At 68.9% G+C, this 17055-nt stretch carries 18 protein-coding genes; 6 read left to right on the top strand and 12 right to left on the bottom strand.

What is annotated here, in order from left to right:
* The first annotated feature begins 26 nt into the window (after positions 1-26).
* Positions 27-1121, top strand: a complete 1095-nt coding sequence (locus tag KHB019_RS10405) for a DMT family transporter (protein WP_337458900.1) — start codon at positions 27-29, stop codon at positions 1119-1121.
* On the opposite strand, the gene KHB019_RS10400 is transcribed toward KHB019_RS10405, so the two are convergent.
* Positions 1004-1414 (bottom strand): hypothetical protein, encoded by a 411-nt coding sequence (locus tag KHB019_RS10400; protein WP_230102428.1) that lies wholly within the window; start codon positions 1412-1414, stop codon positions 1004-1006. The genes KHB019_RS10405 and KHB019_RS10400 overlap by 118 nt on opposite strands.
* A complete protein-coding gene (locus KHB019_RS10395) occupies positions 1411-2085 on the bottom strand; it encodes an acyl-CoA synthetase (RefSeq protein ID WP_230102427.1) in 675 nt (224 codons plus the stop codon). The genes KHB019_RS10400 and KHB019_RS10395 overlap by 4 nt, the downstream gene beginning before the upstream one ends.
* 330 nt (positions 2086-2415) lie before the next feature.
* Here KHB019_RS10395 and KHB019_RS10390 point away from each other — a divergent pair, with 330 nt between their 5' ends.
* Entirely contained in the window at positions 2416-3327 is a 912-nt protein-coding gene (locus tag KHB019_RS10390) for a hypothetical protein (RefSeq protein ID WP_230102421.1), read from the top strand.
* 6 nt (positions 3328-3333) lie between these two features.
* On the opposite strand, the gene KHB019_RS10385 is transcribed toward KHB019_RS10390, so the two are convergent.
* Together KHB019_RS10385 and KHB019_RS10380 are read right to left on the bottom strand one after the other, a co-directional pair.
* Positions 3334-4155 (bottom strand): sulfurtransferase, encoded by an 822-nt coding sequence (locus KHB019_RS10385; protein WP_325471677.1) that lies wholly within the window; start codon positions 4153-4155, stop codon positions 3334-3336.
* A gap of 19 nt (positions 4156-4174) precedes the next feature.
* The gene (locus tag KHB019_RS10380; RefSeq protein WP_325471676.1) at positions 4175-5626 is read right to left on the bottom strand and encodes a cell division initiation protein; all 1452 of its coding nucleotides are present in this window, start codon (positions 5624-5626) and stop codon (positions 4175-4177) included.
* A 127-nt stretch (positions 5627-5753) separates the two neighbouring features.
* On the opposite strand from KHB019_RS10380, the gene KHB019_RS10375 reads away from it, so the two are divergent.
* A complete protein-coding gene (locus KHB019_RS10375; RefSeq protein WP_325471675.1) occupies positions 5754-6725 on the top strand; it encodes an acetylxylan esterase in 972 nt (323 codons plus the stop codon).
* 81 nt (positions 6726-6806) lie between these two features.
* Here the strand turns inward: KHB019_RS10375 and KHB019_RS10370 are convergent, their stop codons facing one another.
* From KHB019_RS10370 to KHB019_RS10355, 4 genes are all read right to left on the bottom strand, one after another.
* On the bottom strand, positions 6807-7826 hold the full coding sequence (locus KHB019_RS10370) for a zinc-dependent alcohol dehydrogenase family protein (RefSeq protein ID WP_337458899.1): 1020 nt from the start codon (positions 7824-7826) through the stop codon (positions 6807-6809).
* Between the two features lie 183 nt (positions 7827-8009).
* Complete coding sequence (locus tag KHB019_RS10365) at positions 8010-8765, bottom strand: SDR family oxidoreductase (RefSeq protein WP_325471672.1); 756 nt, start codon at positions 8763-8765, stop codon at positions 8010-8012.
* Positions 8762-9178 (bottom strand): FMN-binding protein, encoded by a 417-nt coding sequence (locus tag KHB019_RS10360; protein WP_325471671.1) that lies wholly within the window; start codon positions 9176-9178, stop codon positions 8762-8764. Before KHB019_RS10360 ends, KHB019_RS10365 begins: the two co-directional genes overlap by 4 nt.
* 5 nt (positions 9179-9183) lie before the next feature.
* On the bottom strand, positions 9184-10056 hold the full coding sequence (locus KHB019_RS10355) for an aldo/keto reductase (RefSeq protein ID WP_230102759.1): 873 nt from the start codon (positions 10054-10056) through the stop codon (positions 9184-9186).
* A gap of 106 nt (positions 10057-10162) precedes the next feature.
* On the opposite strand from KHB019_RS10355, the gene KHB019_RS10350 reads away from it, so the two are divergent.
* The 3 genes from KHB019_RS10350 to KHB019_RS10340 all read left to right on the top strand — a co-directional run bounded on the left by KHB019_RS10350 (position 10163) and on the right by KHB019_RS10340 (position 12476).
* Complete coding sequence (locus KHB019_RS10350; RefSeq protein WP_230102414.1) at positions 10163-11056, top strand: helix-turn-helix transcriptional regulator; 894 nt, start codon at positions 10163-10165, stop codon at positions 11054-11056.
* A gap of 13 nt (positions 11057-11069) precedes the next feature.
* Entirely contained in the window at positions 11070-12056 is a 987-nt protein-coding gene (locus tag KHB019_RS10345) for an aldo/keto reductase (RefSeq protein ID WP_337458898.1), read from the top strand.
* Positions 12057-12125: 69 nt separating this feature from the next.
* A complete protein-coding gene (locus KHB019_RS10340; RefSeq protein WP_290368246.1) occupies positions 12126-12476 on the top strand; it encodes a helix-turn-helix domain-containing protein in 351 nt (116 codons plus the stop codon).
* Positions 12477-12570: 94 nt separating this feature from the next.
* Here the strand turns inward: KHB019_RS10340 and KHB019_RS10335 are convergent, their stop codons facing one another.
* From KHB019_RS10335 to KHB019_RS10320, 4 genes are all read right to left on the bottom strand, one after another.
* Entirely contained in the window at positions 12571-13167 is a 597-nt protein-coding gene (locus KHB019_RS10335; RefSeq protein ID WP_337458897.1) for a ClpP family protease, read from the bottom strand.
* Positions 13167-13787, bottom strand: a complete 621-nt coding sequence (locus KHB019_RS10330) for a ClpP family protease (protein WP_325471668.1) — start codon at positions 13785-13787, stop codon at positions 13167-13169. Before KHB019_RS10330 ends, KHB019_RS10335 begins: the two co-directional genes overlap by 1 nt.
* Positions 13788-13924: 137 nt before the next feature.
* Complete coding sequence (locus KHB019_RS10325) at positions 13925-15715, bottom strand: hypothetical protein (protein ID WP_337458896.1); 1791 nt, start codon at positions 15713-15715, stop codon at positions 13925-13927.
* 93 nt (positions 15716-15808) lie between these two features.
* Positions 15809-17038 carry a trans-sulfuration enzyme family protein gene (locus tag KHB019_RS10320; protein ID WP_337458895.1) on the bottom strand — a complete coding sequence of 410 codons (1230 nt, stop codon included), beginning with the start codon at positions 17036-17038 and terminating at the stop codon, positions 15809-15811.
* Positions 17039-17055 lie beyond the last annotated feature (17 nt).

Genomic DNA, 17055 nt, shown 5'->3' with positions numbered 1-17055 from the left:
GCGGCATGCGGCGGGAGGATCTGAGCATGCGGTCGCGTCTGCGCTGGCTGCGCCCGCGTCCGCCCGAACTCGCACTCATCGCGGTCACGGCGGTGTGGGGCGGAACGTTCCTCCTCGTCCATTGGGCGATGGAGCACTCGGGGCCCTGGTTCTTCGTCGGGGTTCGGTTCGTGTTCGCCGGGCTCATCAGCGTCGTGATCTTCCACCGCGCGCTGCGCGGCATGTGCTGGATCGATGTCGGGGCCGGAGCCGCTATCGGCGTCATGATCCATCTCGGCTACGGCCTGCAGACGTTCGGGCTCCAGACGATCGAGAGCAGCACATCGGCGCTGCTCACCGCGCTGTACGTGCCGATGGTGCCGTTCGCGCAGTGGGCGGTCTTCCGCCGGAGGCCTTCGGCGATGGCGTTCGCCGGGGCGGCACTGGCGTTCGTCGGGTTGCTGCTGATCGCCGGCCCTGACGCCCTCAGTCTCCGACTCGGCGCCGGTGAGATCGCGACGCTCATCAGCACGCTGCCGATCGCCGGCGAGATCATCCTGATCGGGCTGTTCGCGAACCGCATAGACCTCGGACGCATAACGATCGTCCAGCTGCTCACCGCCGGCATCCTCGGGTTTCTGACGATGCCGATCGTCGGCGAACGGATGCCGGAGTTCTCCTGGATCTGGGTCGGAGCCGCGGTCGGTCTGGGCGCAGCGAGCTGCCTGATCCAGCTCACGATGAACTGGGCGCAGAAGTCCGTGTCGCCGACGAGGGCGACCGTCATCTACACGGGCGAGCCGGTGTGGGCGGCGATCATCGGACGGCTCGCCGGTGAACGGCTGCCCGTCACGGCTCTGCTCGGCGGCGCGCTCGTCGTGCTCGGCATCCTGGTCGGCGAACTGCGCCTGACCCGTCGGCGCTCGGCGCATGCGGTCGCGCTGTCGGAATCCGCCGACGCTGCAGAAGTTTCCGCAGCGCCCGCAGCGAAGGACAGCGCGGAGCAGGGATCAGCCGCGCGAGGTCAGGATGCGGCGGGGTCGGCGCCGTCGGAGGGCTTCGGAGCGGAGGGCTCAGCTGCGGACGGCTTCGGAGCCGCGGAGGCCGGGCCGGAGGGCTCGCCGTCATCGTCCTTGTCGTAGAGAACCGGTCGGTCGAGGGTCTTGTCCTCGTACTCGCGCGGGTCGACGGCCAGGATGAGCATCGACAGGATCAGCAGCGTGACGATGAAGGCACCACCGCCGATGACCAGCCCGAGACCGACGGGCGTGAGTCCCTGATAGGTGCCGCTGGCGATCGCGTTGTTGACGCGCGACGTGAAGGCACCGGTCGAGACGAGAGTGACGACGGCTGCGAAGACACCGGCGGCCAGCGCGATGCCGAGCAGGTGCAACGGGCGCAGCAGCTCACGCCGGGTGGACTTCTGGTCGCTCATGCAGCGCCTCCGGTCGGGGTCGAGTCACTCGAGGTCGAATCGGTCCGCGCCGGCGCGCCTGCGACATCGGCGGCCTCGGTCGACACCGGCTCGGGGCGACGCGGCGAGAATCCCGCGATGGCGAGGAAGACCGCGACGATCGCGCAGTAGCCGCCGAACATGCCGACCGCGAGGATGATTCCGGTCAGCGTCAACTCGCCCGCGCCCTCGACCGAGTACTGCAACGCGTAGTTCGCGGGGATCAGCAGGAGAACGACCGCGAGCAGGAGTCCCAGGGCGCCGATCGTGACCGCGTCCCGCGCGGCCGGGTCGGTGCGGCGGGCGCGCAGGCCCGCGATGAGCTCGACGAGGCCCGATGCCGCCGCCCAGATGATCACCACGACGAAGAACGCCGCCTCGGTGCGCCAGGTCGGGATGCCGCTCACAATGGCCGCTGCGAGATCGATGACGGCGAGCAGGATGAACGGCCAGCGGGTGCCGGCGGATGCCACCACCCACGCGCCGACGATGAGGATGAACCCGCTCGCGGCGACGAATCCTCCGAACACGGAGAAGCCGATCGCGGCGGAGTGATCCGGCGAGAACGTGATCATGAGCGCCGAGGCTGCGGCGAACAGCGCGCGCAGCAACTGAAGGTGGCGCACGGTGAACGTGCGGGCAGGGGCAGACATGACGAATCCTCGGTCGGAGTGGTGTCTCCAGTCTACGCGGGGCGGAACGGGCCGCGCCCCCGCTGGATAATGCGGGCCGACCGGACGGCCCGACGATCGCAGGAGCCTTCGCCCCGCAAACGCGAGGCTCGGATCATCCCCAGTTCGATCCGGGCCCCGCGTCGCGCGCAGGGAGGCACCGCGTACGGTCGGCCCGCGGCAGGTACTGACCCCCAGCCACCGCGATACGACCGCGCGACCATCGCCGGGCACCTCGGGCCCGAGGTGCCCCTTCTGGCCGTATGCTCGACACTACTTCCGTGTTCGTCACATACCCCGGGGAGGGCTGTGATGCAGATGCAGGATTATTCCGCGAGCGGTCACGGCGGCGACTTCGCCGCCGCGCTGCGCACGGCCATAGACGCGCGCGCCGTCACCTTGAGCTGGTTGCGCGAACGCCTCGCCGCGAACGGGAACCCCGTCTCCGGGGCCACGCTCAGTTACTGGCGCTCAGGCGACCGACGCCCTGAGGGCCCGCAGTCGCTCGCCGCCGTGGAGCAGTTGGAGTCGCTGCTCCATCTCGACGCCGGGACGCTGCTCTCGCTGATCGGCCCGAGCCAGCGCGTCGGCCCGATCGGCACACCGCAGTACCCGCTCGAGCAGGCGCGTCTGGAGCAGGCCGTCGCGGAGACGTTCACCGCACTGGGCTCTCCGGTGATGGATCCGGGGCGCGACGTCTCCACCCACGCCGTGACCGAAGTCGGTGCGGACGGGTTCGTGATCTCGCGCACCACCCGCACGATCCTGCAGTGCACCTCCGGGACCATCACGCACGTCCCGTACTTGGATCTCACCCCCGATCAGCCTGTACCTGCACCGATCTTCAGCATGGTGTCCGGAGGCCGCATCTCGGGCCTCCACTCCCACCACACGGGTGAAGTGCACGGCGCGATGTTCGAACTCGAGCGCCCTCTCGGGCCCGCGCAGACGACGATGATCGAGTGGAAGCTCGAGTTCCCGTCCGGCTACCCCGGCATGCGTGAGACCGGGCACGGAGTGGCGCGCAATGCGCGCGACCTCCTGCTGTGGACCCGGTTCCATCCCGACGCCCTGCCGTCCTGGATCGACGAGATCGAGGAGACGCCGGATGGCACGATCGTCACCGAGCAGCACCTCGACGGTGCGACGACAATCCACCAGGTCCGGCGCAACTGGGGCCCGGGGATGCTGCTGCACCGCTGGGGCTACGACGACAGGGTGTGACCCGAGTTACTCGCCGGTGGCGACGGCGCGGCCCGGAGTGTTCGACCACTGACTCCACGAACCGTGGAAGATCTTCGGCCGGATCCCCGCCTCGATCATCACCAACGCTGTGTGCGCCGCGGTGATGCCGGAGCCGCAGTACGCACCGACCTCTACGCCGCCGGTGACGCCCGCCTCGACGAGGCGCGTGCGCAGCTCGTCGAGATCACGCAGCGTCCCGTCTTCGCGGACGTGGACGGTCGTCGGCAGGTTCACCGCGCCGGGGATGTGTCCGGCGATCGGATCCATCGGCTCGACCTCGCCGCGGAAGCGCTCCGCCGCCCGGACATCGAGCAGGATGCCGGATGCGGCGAGCGCTGCGGCCTCGTCGATCGTAAGGCTGTCACCGGTGATGTCGCCGAGCACGACGTCGCCTGGTTCCGGCGTGACCTCGCCGGTCTCGACCTCGCCACCCGCAGCCTGCCAGGCTTTCCAGCCGCCGTCGAGCACTCGGACGTCGACGCCGCCCTGGCGCAGCATCCACCATGCGCGCGACGCGGGAAGACCGCCGGCATCGTCATAGGCGATGACGACGTCGCCGTCATCGACACCCCATCGGCGAGCGGCATCCTGAACCTGTTGCGTGGTGGGAAGCGGATGACGGCCCTCATCCGGTCGGCCATGCCGTGAAAGCTCGGTCTCGAGGTCCACGTACACGGCGCCGGGGATGTGGCCCGCGCGGTGATCCGCCCGTCCATCAGGGCGATCGAGGCGCCAGCGCACATCGAGGATGCGCACCCCGCCGTCGATCAGATTCTGAAGCTCTGCCGCGCTCACCAGTTGAGACATGGCTTCAGGCTACGACGCGTCAGTCGCGGTCGCCGCCCTCGTCCGCGTCGTCCTCGTCGTCATCCGCGTCGTCGTCGGACTCCGCCGGCTCGGCGACCTCGGGGTCGAGCTCGATGATCTCGTCGCCCTCCTCGAGAACATCGACGTCGTCGGCGTCCTCCTCTTCGGCGCCGGATGCGGCGGCGACGCCCTCCGGACGGATGAGCTCGCGGACCTCGGCCATGAAGCTGTTCAACTGCTGCTGCTGCCAGCGCAGCTGACGCGTGCGGTCCTCGGCGTCGCGCAGGACGTCGGTGGTGTGGCCGGTGACGGTGCTGACGATCTTCTGAGCCTTCTGACGCGCACGGTCGAGGGTCTCGCGTGCGCGGACCTGCGCATCGGCTTCGATCGCCTGGGCCTGCGAGCGCATCAGCTTCTCGTAGTCATCGGCCTTCGCCGAGATGCGCTTGGAGTGCTCGAGAGACGCCGCGACCTGCTCGTTCGCGTCGGTGGTGATGCGCTCGGCGTGGGCGACCGCCTGATTGTGCAGGAGCAGGAATTCCTGTTGGGCGTCGTCCTGACGGCGGGTCAGTGTCTCTTCGAACTCGAGGACGCGGGCATTCATCTCGCGCACCTCGCGCTCGGCATCCGCTCGCTGCTGCGTCGTCTCGCGGGTGACCATCGAGCGGAGCGCTGCAGCGCCCTTCTCGGCCTCGGTGCGGATGGTCGCGGCCTCCTGCTCGGCCTGGTTCACCTTCTCGGCCGCGTGCGCGGCTTCCCGCTCGATGCCCGCCTGGTGAGCGGTGTACTCGGTATCGATGCGCAAGCGCACCTGATCGGCGTCGTGCTGAGCCTGGGTGGTGACGCGATCGACCTCGGCGGCGAGCTCCGCGCGGCGGCCATCTGCCTCTTCGCGCGCGGCCTGGAGCAGACGCTCGGCCTGCACGGCGGCGTTCTGGATCAGGACGGATGCCTGCTCCTCGGCGACCCGGAGCACAGCCTCGAACTGCAGGCGGGAGCCCTCGGTGTCGGCCTCGTCCTTCGGGGCGTCGACCAGCTCGTTCGACAGTGCGGTGATCCGCTGGTCCGACTCCTCGACCTGCGCGCGAGCGGCGGCGAGGTCCGCCTCGAGGGCTGCGATGCGCTCTTCATCAGCCGCACGAGCCTCGGCCAGCTGCGACTCCTGCTGCTTCTCGATCTCGGCGATTCTGGCGTCGCTCTCGGCGGCGCGCGTCTCGCTCTCCGAGCGCGCGGACTCGAGCTCGGCGCGCACTGCTTCGACCTCGCGGCTCACGCCGGATCGGGCTTCTGCGACCTCGGACTCGGCGCGCTGAACCTGCATGCGAAGGCCGGCGATCGCGGCATCCACCTCACCGCGGTCGTAGCCGCGGAAGCCGACGGTGAACGAGTCCTGCTCACGGGTGGGGCCCTGGGCGAGCTGGTCGAAGAAGTCGGCTCCGTGCTCGGCGGTGTTCTCGACGGATTCGGTCACGATGGACACCTTTCGGAGCGGTGGGAGAAGGGGCGACGAGCCCAATTCCCAGCCTAACCAGTACGCGTGCGCGCCGACACTGTCGCGACGATAAACTGCCGTCGTCCCCCGACTGAAGGAACCAGCGATGCCGCGTTTCGACCTGCCAGCAGAGCAGCTGCGCACCTACCGGCCCGAGGTGGCGGAGCCGGCCGACTTCGACGACTTCTGGGAGCAGACGCTCGCCGAATCCCGCGAGCTCGCCGCTCCCATCCAGCTGCGCCGTATCGACTCGCCGCTGCAGTCGGTCGAGGTCTATGACGTCACGTTCAGCGGGTTCGGCGGCGACCCCGTCGGCGGATGGCTGCTGCTGCCGGCGGATGCCGACGACGCCGTCCCGGCGGTCATCGAGTACAACGGCTACGGCGGCGGTCGGGGCCTGCCGCACGAGAGGCTGGCGTGGGCGGCATCCGGCTATGCACATTTCTTCATGGACACCCGCGGCCAGGGCAGCGGGTGGGGAACCGGCGGCGTGACGCCTGACCCGCACGGCTCAGGGCCCGCGGTGCCCGGGTTCATGACGCGCGGCATCGACGACCCGAACGACTACTACTACCGTCGCGTCTACACCGACGCCGTGCTCGCGATCGACGCGATCCGCTCGCTCGACCGCGTCGACGAGACGCGAGTGGCCGTGACCGGCACCAGCCAGGGCGGCGGGATCGCGATCGCCGCCGCTGCCCTCTCAACCGGGCTCATCGCAGCGATGCCGGACGTGCCGTTCCTGTGCCAGTTCGAGCGGTCCGTCGGACTGACCGAACGCGACCCGTACGCCGAGGTCGTCCGATATCTTGCCGTGCATCGGGATGCCGCGGAACGCACGTTCGAGACGCTGTCGTACTTCGACGGCGTGAACCTCGCTCGTCGTGCCACCGCACCCGCGCTGTTCTCGGTCGCACTGATGGACCCGGTGTGCCCGCCGTCGACGGTGTACGCCGCGCGGAATCACTGGGGCGGCACCGCCGACATCGTCGAGTACGCCTTCAACGAGCACGAGGGCGGGCTGGGCATGCAGTGGCAGAAGCAGGCCTCGTTCCTCGCGGAGCGGCTCGCCGGCTGAGACCGCCGCGGCTGAGGTCGCTTCAAAGAGCGCAAATGACCGCATCTGCGGCTGAGATGCGCTCATTGCGCTTCCTGACGATCAGACGGTCAGCAGCACCTTCGTGGCGCGCCGCTCGTCCATGGCCCGGTATCCCTCGGCGGCGTCTTCGAGCGGCAGGGTCAGGTCGAAAACGGCGCCCGGGTCGATGGCACGGTCCCAGATCAACTGGATGAGCTCGGGCAGGAAACGACGCACGGGCGCCGGGCCGCCGTGCAGGTGCACGCCGGAGAAGAAGAGTTCCTCACCGGGGAGCGCGACATCATGCGAGACGCCGACGTACCCGACGTGTCCGCCGGCCCGTGTGGAGCGGATCGCCTGCATCATCGACTCCTGGGTGCCGACCGCTTCGATGGTCGAGTGCGCACCGAGCCCGTTCGTGAGCTCCTTGATCCTGGCCACGCCGTCGTCGCCGCGCTCTTCGACGATGTCGGTCGCGCCGAACTTCCGGGCCAGCTCCTGGCGATCGGCATGCCGACTCATCGCGATGATCCTTTGTGCACCGAGCTGCTTCGCGGCGAGGATGCCGAGCAGGCCGACCGCACCGTCGCCGACCACAGCGACGGTCTTGCCGGGACCGACCTCAGCCGCGACCGCGGCGAACCAGCCGGTTCCGAGCACGTCCGAGGCGGCCAGCAGTGCGGGGATCAGATCAGCGTCGGGCTGTCCCGGCGTTGCGACCAGCGTGCCGTCTGCGTGCGGAACGAGTGCGTACTCCGCCTGCGTTCCGAACTGTCCCATCGGCACGACGTGCACGCAACGGGACTGGTATCCGGCCTGGCAGATCTCGCAGGTGTTGTCGGAGGCCATGAACGAACCGACGACGAAATCGCCGACCTTCACGTTCTTCACATCGGAGCCGATCTCCTCGACGACGCCGACATACTCGTGCCCCATTGGCGACTCGTGCACGCTGTCGGTGCCTCGATAGGGCCACAGGTCGGAGCCGCAGATGCAGGTCGCGGCGATCTTGATGACAGCATCCGTCGACTTCGTGATGGTCGGCTTCTCGCGCTGTTCGACACGGACATCCCGCGGTCCGTACATGACTACTCCACGCATGTGTGCGCTCCTTCTGTTCCGTCCCCTGTTCTGTTCCCTCAGTCAACTCCTTCCGGCCGCGCACCGGGAGTGCCTGGCGAGCCGTGTACCGACAGGGCACGCTCCGCCTGCTCGCGAGCTGGGCGGCGGAGCATCCGGCGCCGGCCCCACGAGACGCCGCGTCCTGACCCCTTCCGCCCGCGGTCAGGCGTGCAGCGCGCGGATCCGGTCGAGGTCGGCGCGGACATCCGCCGGCTCATCATCGAGTGGCATGTTGTCGGCGTCCAATGCGCCGTCGAGTCCGGCGTCCGAGGCGAGCGCGGCGAACAGCGGGGCGAGGTCGGATTGCGCCTCGCCTCGCTCCGCGACGAGCTCGAACGTCTTCCCGATCGCGGCATCCGAGGTGAGAGCCGCCACGAGTACGTCGGCGATCTGCGATCGGGCGATGGCGCCGTCGGCCGGGCTGCCTGCGTGACGCGTGTCGCCCTGCAGGACCTGCAGGTGATGCTGGTCGTAGTCGTTGTAGTCGAACCACGCCGGCCGCACGATCGTGTACGGGTGACCGCTCGCCCGGACGAGCCGCTCGGAGCGGCGCTTCCAGTCGTGCGCTCTCGTGGAGCGGTTGTATGAGCCTTCCCGGTACGTGACCCCGATGGCTGTCATCAGGGCGATGCGCACCGGCCGGTCGCCGATCGCTTCCAGGACGTTGCGAACCCCGCCGTAGTCGACCTCTCGAATGTCCTGCGCGGAACCGTGAGCGCCGTGGGTGAACACGACAGCGTTGATGTCGCGAACCGCGTCGGCGAGAGACTCGGGGTCGGTGAGATCGCCGGTCACGACGCTTTTCCCGGTGCCGCGACTGAGAATGCGGATGCTGTGACCGGCATCGGTTGCGACGCGAGCGACGTAGCTGCCGATGCTGCCGGCGCCTCCCACGAGAAGGACGTCGAGATTCGTCATGGTGCTCCTTCGTCTGCCGCGGATCGTGCGGCGGTCTTGATCTCGGCGAGGGCGCTCATGAAGCCCTCCGAACAGCCGCTGGCCCCGGCGAGGCGTTGTACGTCGATGGTGTCGACGTCGAGCCCGACGATCTCGTCGCCGAGCGCATCGGCGAACCGCTGCTGGTGGCCGAGGGATGCGGTGTCTTCGGCAGGGGTGGTGAGGCTGACGGCGGTGACGACGCCGCCTTCGAGGGTGAGCGTGACGTCTTGGTGAGACGGGAGTGATCCGTACCAGCCGGTCGCCTCGTACGTGCCGTCGGCGTATTCGGAAGGCAGCGCGGAAGATTCCGGTGCTGGAGTCGAGTTCGCGGCGCAGCCGCCGAGGCCCGCCCCGAGCATCACAGCGCCGAGCGCGGCAGATCGTCCCCGCACCCGCATCATGCTTCCGGGATCTCGCGCCCGAACGTCTCTATCGTGATGTCCTCGGGATCCGGGCCGCGGCGAACGTCGGTGTCGAGCGCGTCGATGGCGGCGAGCTCATCCGCTGTCAGTTCGAAGTCGAACACGGCGAAGTTCTCGGCGATCCGGGCCGGACGCACCGATTTGGGCAGAGCAGAACGACCCTGCTGCAGATGCCAGCGCAGCATCGCCTGAGCCGGTGACTTGCCGTGCTCCGCCGCGATCGCCTTCAGCGTCAGATCATCGAACGCGGATGCTCCGTTGGGGCGATACGCAGTGATACCGCCGATCGGCGACCAGGCCTGGGTGACCGTGCCGGCGGAGGAGTCAGCATTCTGCACCGCGCGCTGTTGGAAATACGGGTGCACTTCGATCTGGTTGATCGCCGGAACGATGCTCGTCTCGGCCTCGAGGCGGTCCAGATGATCGGTCATGAAGTTGCTGACGCCGATCGCGCGGACCCGACCATCGGCGAGCAGCCTCTCGAGTGCCCTGTACGCGCCGACGGTCAGATCGAAACGCGACGGGAGCGCTTGGTGCAGGATCAGCAGGTCGAGCCGGTCGACGCCGAGCTTGCCGGTGGACTTCTCGAACGCATGCAGAGTCTCGTCATAGCCGTAGTCGCTGATCCACACCTTGGTCTCGATGAAGATCTCGTCGCGAGAGAGGCCGGACCGGCGAATCGCCTCGCCGACCTCTCGCTCGTTGCCGTAGGCGGCCGCCGTATCGATCAGGCGGTAGCCCGTCTCGAGTGCCGTCGTGACCGCTGCGACGGTCTCCTCGGGGGCGGCCTGGAAGACGCCGAAGCCGAGGGCCGGCATCGTGACGCCGTTGTTCAGATTGAGGTTCATGGTCATGAGGTCATTCCACTCCGTCCGCGGCATCCGGAACAGTGCAGGCCGTTCCGGGTACTGGCAGTGCCTCCCTCCCTCGGGTGACTCGGCGTACGGTCGGATCATGGACACCAGAGGCGAAGTGCGCGAGTTCTTCTCGACGAGGCGCGCACGCATCACCCCCGACCAGGCAGGCCTGCCGGCGTACGGCACCAACCGACGGGTCCCTGGACTGCGCCGTGAAGAGGTGGCGATGCTGGCCGGCGTCAGCGTCGACTACTACACGCGGATCGAGCGGGGTGATCTGTCCGGCGCATCGGACGGCGTCCTCGACGCCCTGGCACGGGCCCTGCAGCTCGACGACGCCGAGACGGCGCACATGTTCGATCTCGCCCGGATCGCCAGTGCCTCGCCGATCGCGCACAAACCGCGCAAGAAGACCGATGAGCTGCGTCCAAGCATCCTGCGCCTGCTCTCGGCCATCACGGAGGCGCCGGCGATCATCCGCGACAACTACTTCGACTATCGCGCCGCGAACGACCTCGGCCGCGCGCTCTACGCACCGGTCTTCGCAGAGGCTGCTCCGAACAGCGCACGTTTCGCCTTTCTGAATCCCGCCGCGCAGGATTTCTTTCCGGACTGGGACCGAAACACGCAGGAGCTCGTCGCGACCATGCGCGGCGAGGCCGGCCGCAACCCGTTCGACAAGAAGCTCACCGACCTCGTGGGCGAACTGTCGACGCGCAGCGAACGGTTCCGCACCCTCTGGGCTGCCCACAACGTGCGTTACCACCGCACCGGCGTCAAGCGGATCAATCATCCGATCGTCGGAGAGCTCGAACTCACCTATGAAGCGTTCGAGTTGCCGGCCGACCCCGGGCTGCAGCTGTCCACCTACACCGCCGAGCCCGGATCGCCCTCGGAGGACAAGCTCCGACTGCTGGCCAGCTGGGCCGCACCGGACACCACGGGGGGTCCGTCCCTGGCATCCGATGCAACCGACCACACGCAGATCTGAAGGGAGATCGACCGTGCACACGCGCACTCTCGGCCAAGGCCTGCAGGTCTCCGCCATCGGCCTCGGCGCTATGGGGATGTCCCAGAGCTACGGCCCGAACCCCGGCGACCGCGAGGCCATGTTCGGCGTGCTCCGCTACGCGGTCGAGCACGGCGTCACCTTCATCGACACAGCCGAGGTCTACGGGCCGTTCGACAACGAGGAACTCGTCGGGGAGGCCATCGCTCCGATCCGTGACGAGGTCGTGGTCGCGACGAAGTTCGGGTTCGACATCGTGGACGGCGTCTCGCGCGGAACGGACTCGCGGCCGGAGCACATCCGCCGTGCGGCGGAAGGCTCGTTGCAGCGCCTGGGTGTCGAGGCGATCGACCTGCTCTACCAGCACCGTGTCGACCCGACGGTTCCGATCGAGGACGTCGCAGGGACGGTCGGCGAGCTCGTTGCCGAGGGCAAGGTGAAGCACTTCGGCCTGTCCGAGGCGGGGGTGGGCACGATCCGTCGCGCGCACGCCGTGCATCCGGTCACCGCCGTGCAGAGCGAATACTCCCTCTGGACGCGCGACCCGGAGGCCGGGGCGCTGGCGACGTGCGCGGAGCTGGGCATCGGCTTCGTGCCGTTCAGTCCGTTGGGCAAGGGATTCCTCACCGGGACGGTCAGCGCCGACGCAACCTTCGGCACCGGCGAGATCCGTGCGCGCGTCCCGCGCTTCGAGCCCGAGAACCTCCGCGCCAACCAGGGGCTCGTCGACCGGGTCCGGAGTCTCGCCGCCGAGCGGGATGCGACCCCGGGGCAGGTGGCCCTGGCGTGGCTGCTGGCGCAGCATCCCTTCATCGTGCCGATTCCTGGTACGAGACGCCGTGAACGTATCGACGAGAACATCGCTGCCACCCAGGTCGCCCTGTCGGCGGACGACATCGTCGAGCTGAACGGGCTCGCCGACCGCATCGGTGTCGCAGGCGATCGTTACGACGAAGCGGGGATGGCAGCGGTCGGCCTCTGAGGCGCGTCGACGATTCTGCTCTGAGCAGAACGGCTCCCGCCGCGGCGGGGCACGGCGTTACCGTGAACCATGGCTGACATCCTCGATTTCCCCGATCGCTCCACACCGCCTCGACCCGAGCCGCTGTGGCGTCACATGCTCGGCGATCAGTTGCGCCGCAGGCGACACGAGAACCAGGAGACGCTCGGCGAGACCGCCGCGAAGGCCGGGGTGTCGCCGCAGTACCTCTCCGAAGTCGAGCGCGGGCTCAAGGAGCCGTCCAGCGAGATGATCGCCGCGATCGCCGGCGCCCTGGACACCACGCTCATCGACCTCACCAGCAGCGTCGCAGATGACTTGCGCGCGGCTTCGGTGCCGGCATCCGCCGCCGTCCCCGTCTCCGTGTCGGCCGGCCGCGGCGCGTTCGCCCTCGCGGCGTGACGCGCGTCGACAGTCTGGGGTCCGGGAACACGGATGTCGGACGGATGCTGCCGAATCACCCGGCATCCGTGCATCCGGCCCCCGAACTGTCGTCCTAAGCGGCCGTCCGCTCACCGAGCACGGTGTCGATCAGCCCGTACTCGAGCGCTGCCGATGCCGTGAACACCCGGTCCCGGTCGGTGTCGGCGCGCAGCGCCTCGACCGTCCGACCGGTGTGACGGGCGAGGATCGCCTCCATATCCGCTCGCACGCGCACGACCTCGTCGGCGGCGAGGATGAGGTCAGGGATCGCCCCGCGCGACTGTCCGGCCGGCTGATGCAGCACGATGCGCGCGTGCGCGAGGGCAGCACGCTGCCCCGCCGCCCCGGCCGCTGCGAGCAGCGCCGCCGGCCCGATCGCCTGCCCGACGACGGTGGTGGCGACGGCCGGTCGGATGTGCTGCATGGTGTCGTGGATCGCCAGCGCAGCGCCGGGGTCGCCGCCCTCGCTGTTGATGTAGAACTGGATGCCGGTGTCCGGGCTGTCCGCGTCGAGATGCAGCAGCTGCGCGATCAGCACGTTCGCGACGCCCGCGTCGATGCCGGTGCCGAGGTAGATGACCCGCTCGGACAACAGCTGCGAGTAGACGTCCATGATTCGCTCGCCGCGCGGATGCTGCGCGATGACGTTGGGGATCGTGTAGCCGCTCATCACTTCTCTCCTTCGAGGCCGAGCCCCACACGCGCCCTGCGACGGGGGAACACATCGCCGATCGATGTCGCGATCTCGTCGATGAAGCCGTACTCTTCGGCTTCGACCGCCGTATACCAGCGGTCATGCAGTGAGTCCTCGAAGACGCGGCCCGGCTGCTGGCCGGTGTCGTCGGCGATCAGGCCGAGCACGGTGTCGCGCATCTGGCGGAGGTCGTCGGCCTGGATCTCGATCTCGGCGGCCGAACCGCCGATGCCGGCCGAACCCTGATGCATGAGGATGCGCGCGTGCGGAAGCGCGCGACGCTTGCCCTTGGTCCCTGCGGAGAGAAGGAACTGTCCTGCGCTGGCTGCGAGCCCGAGGGCGAGCGTTGCCACGTCGTTCGAGATCATGCGCATGACGTCGCGGATGGCGAGCATCGACGGAACCGAACCTCCTGGCGAGTGGATCCACAGGGCGATGTCCGCGACCGGATCCTCCGCCGAGAGGGTGAGCAGCTGGGTCATCAGCAGCGTGCCGTTGTCATCGTCGAGGGCGCCGTCGAGCACGAGGATGCGTTCGTGGAACAGTGCGCGTCGGGCTTCGGGGCCGAACTGCGGGATCGGTGTCTCTTCGCTCATGCCCCCACTCTGCGAGCCCTCCGGGGTCGCGTGGCGCGAATCCGCTCTGAGCGGCTCTGCTATCGGCAGAGGCCGTACCTCAGACGGAGAACAGGGCCGCGAGACGTCTCGTCCCGCGGCCCTGTTCGGCAGTGGTGCTAGGCCATGGCCACCGCGCGTCGGTGACTGACCCGGTGACCGACCCAGAACCCGATCGCGATCAGACCGGCCAGGGCGATGCCGAGCATCCACGGAAGCATCGACGGTGCGGCGCCGGCGGTCGCCGTTGCGAGCGTTCCGGAGCCGTCAGCGATACGACCGTTGCCGTCTGCGAGTGCGGCGGCACCCGTCTCGAGCCTGGCTCCGCCGTCGGCGAGGGTGCCCGTTCCTTCGGCGACCGTCATCGCGCCATCGGAGAGCGTGCCGAGCCCGGTGTCGAGGTCGAATGCGCCCTGCTGCAACGTCGAGGTGCCCTCAGCGAGCGTCGCTGCGCCTTCGGACAGGCTCGTCGCACCCGAGTTCAGGCGGACTGCGCCATCGTGGAGCGTCGTCGCGCCTGCGGAGAGCGTCGTCAGGCCGCCCGACAGCGTACCTGCACCGGTCGCGAGCTCGGCGGTGCCGGACTTCAGCGGCTTGAGGCCGGAGGCGAGCTGCTTCGCACCGGACGCGAGCTGGGACGTGCCCGCCTTCAGTGGGGCGACTCCGGTCGCCAGGTCGGATGCGCCCGATGCGAGGCCAGTCGTGCCCTGCGCCAACGAAGTGAGGCCAGCGCTGAGCTTCGACGTGCCACCCGCAAGCTCGGCGCTGCCGGCCTTCAGATTCCGCGCACCGGCCACGAGGGCGGGTGCGCCCACCTCCACGTTGGTCAGACCGACAGTTCCGGGCCATTTGACAGAAGCGTCGCCGTTGAGGAGAGCGTACGTGCCAGCGGCGAGCCGCTGCGCACCACCCGCGGCTTCGATGACGCCGCTTGCGAGGACGGGAGCCGCCGCGGCTGCGGGCGCAATGCCCTTCACCTGCTGATTGACACCCGCGGCCAGCGTTACGAGGTCTGCAAGATCGGGGTTCGTCTTGGCGAGCTCGGCCAAGCGATCAGCCAGAACCTGGGAGTCCTGCGACGCGGATGTCACCATTCCCGTGATCGCATCCTTATTGGCTGCGAGATACTTCACCTGATCCGTCGCAGCGGCGGAGATCGCGGCGCTGAGATCCTGAGCACCTGCGTTGAGGTTCGTCGCGTACTGATGGGCACCACCGACACCGTTGGCGAGGCTGGTCACACCCACGAGCAACTCCTCTGCGCCGGCATCCACCCGCGCCGCACCATCCGACACCAGTTTGGCGCCGCCGAGCGCGCTCTGCGCCCCGGCATCCACCTGCGCCGCGCCACCGGCCAGCGCCTGCGCACCGTCGGCGACCTTTGTCGCACCGGCATCCACCTGCGCGGCACCACCGGAGAGCTTCTCCGCCCCCGCGACCGCGGACTGCGCGCCGAGGTCGGCCTTCAGCAGACCGGCGGCGAGCTTCTGCGCACCCGAGAGCGCCGACTGCGCACCGTTGTCGAGGCGCGCGGCGCCCGACTCGGCGCTCGCGGTTCCGGCCGCGAGCGTGCCTGCGCCGGTGACGAGCGTGGCTGCACCCGTCGACGCCTTCAACGCCCCGGCGGCGAGTTTCTGCGAGCCGTCGTGGGCGCTCGATGCGCCGGCTGCGAGGCTCTCGGTTCCGTCCGCGAGCTTCTGAGCTCCGGCGGACAGGTCCTGCGCTCCTGCGGCGAGCTCGGCCGAGCCGTCGCGGGCTGTGCCCGTTCCGTCGGACAGCTCGGCGGCACCCGCCGCGATCTTTCCGGTCGTGAGGAAGAAGATCATCACCATCGCTGCGAGAAGCAGAGCGAGGATGATGACGGTGATGCGCACGCCGTTGCCGTGCGCGTGAGGCTTAGAACTCGTCATCGAGGGCTCCAGAGGTCAGTGGCGTCGTTGCCACTCGCGAGTGTAGGAGCGCGCGGGCCGAAGTCGTCCGGCTTTGCGACTGGGTACTAAGTTTCAGATCCGCTGGGACTCGGTTTCTTGTAGCGATCCGACAACAGTGAACGCGCGAGCGAGGTCGGCGATCAGATCGCCGGCGTTCTCGAGGCCGATCGAGAGGCGCAGGACGTCGGCATCCGGACGCGCGTCCGCCGGCACAGGGCGGTGCGTCAGGGCGGCGGGATGCTGGATGAGCGAATCCACTCCCCCGAGCGAGACCGCGTGCGTGAACAGCGTGACCGCGGATGCCACCCGACTCGCCGCCGCGTACCCACCGCGCATCCGCATCGCGATCATCGCGCCGGTGCCGCGCATCTGACGCTCGAGGATCCCCTGCGGATCTCCATCGAGACCGGGGAAGAACACCTCGTCGACCTCGGGCCGATCGATGAGCCATTGCACGACATGCTGCGCGTTCTCCTGCTGCTGGCGGATCCGCACCGGCAGCGTCGTGAGACCGCGGTGCAGCAGGTAGGCGCCGAGCGGATGCAGCAGCCCACCAGTCACCGCACGAACGCGGCGCAGAGCCTCGGCGATCTCCTCGCTGCACGCGACGACGCCGGCGATCACGTCGCCGTGGCCGCCGAGGTACTTCGTCGCGCTGTGCAGCGACATGGCTGCGCCGTGGTCGAGCGGGTTCTGCAGGATGGGCGTTGCGAACGTGTTGTCGACCACGACGGGAACATCGCCCGCCCCGGCCACGACAGCGGCGATGTCGACGAGGTCGAGCGTCGGGTTCGCCGGCGTCTCCATGACGACGAGCCCGGTGTCGGGGCGGATGCTGACGCCCACCTCGGACGCATGGCAGAAGGTGACCTCGGTGCCGAGCAGGCCTGAACCGAGCAGGTGATCCGTTCCGCCGTACAACGGTCGCACTGCTACGACGTGATGCTTGCCCGTTGCCGCCGTCATCGCGAGGATCACGGCCGTCATCGCGGCCATGCCGGAGGAGAACGCGACAGCCGCCTCGGCGTGCTCCATCTCGGCCAGCGCGTCCTCGAACCGTGCGACCGTCGGGTTCCACAGCCGCTGGTACACGAGACTGCCGTCGGCGATCGGCCGGCCTCCGGTCGCCATCGCCTCGTACGAGTCACCGCCGCGCTCGATATCGGGCAGCGGGTTGGTCGTCGACAGGTCGATCGGCAGAGCGTGGACGCCGAGGTCGGCGAGGTCTCCTCGGCCGCTGTGCACCGCGATCGTGTCGGGATGCAGAGGCGTGTCGAAGGGCGAGTGCGGCATTGCAGTCATGCTCTCTACGTTGCCGG

Source organism: Microbacterium sp. KHB019, from assembly GCF_037285405.1.
In the GTDB taxonomy this organism is placed as follows: domain Bacteria; phylum Actinomycetota; class Actinomycetes; order Actinomycetales; family Microbacteriaceae; genus Microbacterium.
Note: the sequence above shows the minus strand (reverse complement) of the source record. Positions and strands in the feature narration are given on the sequence as shown.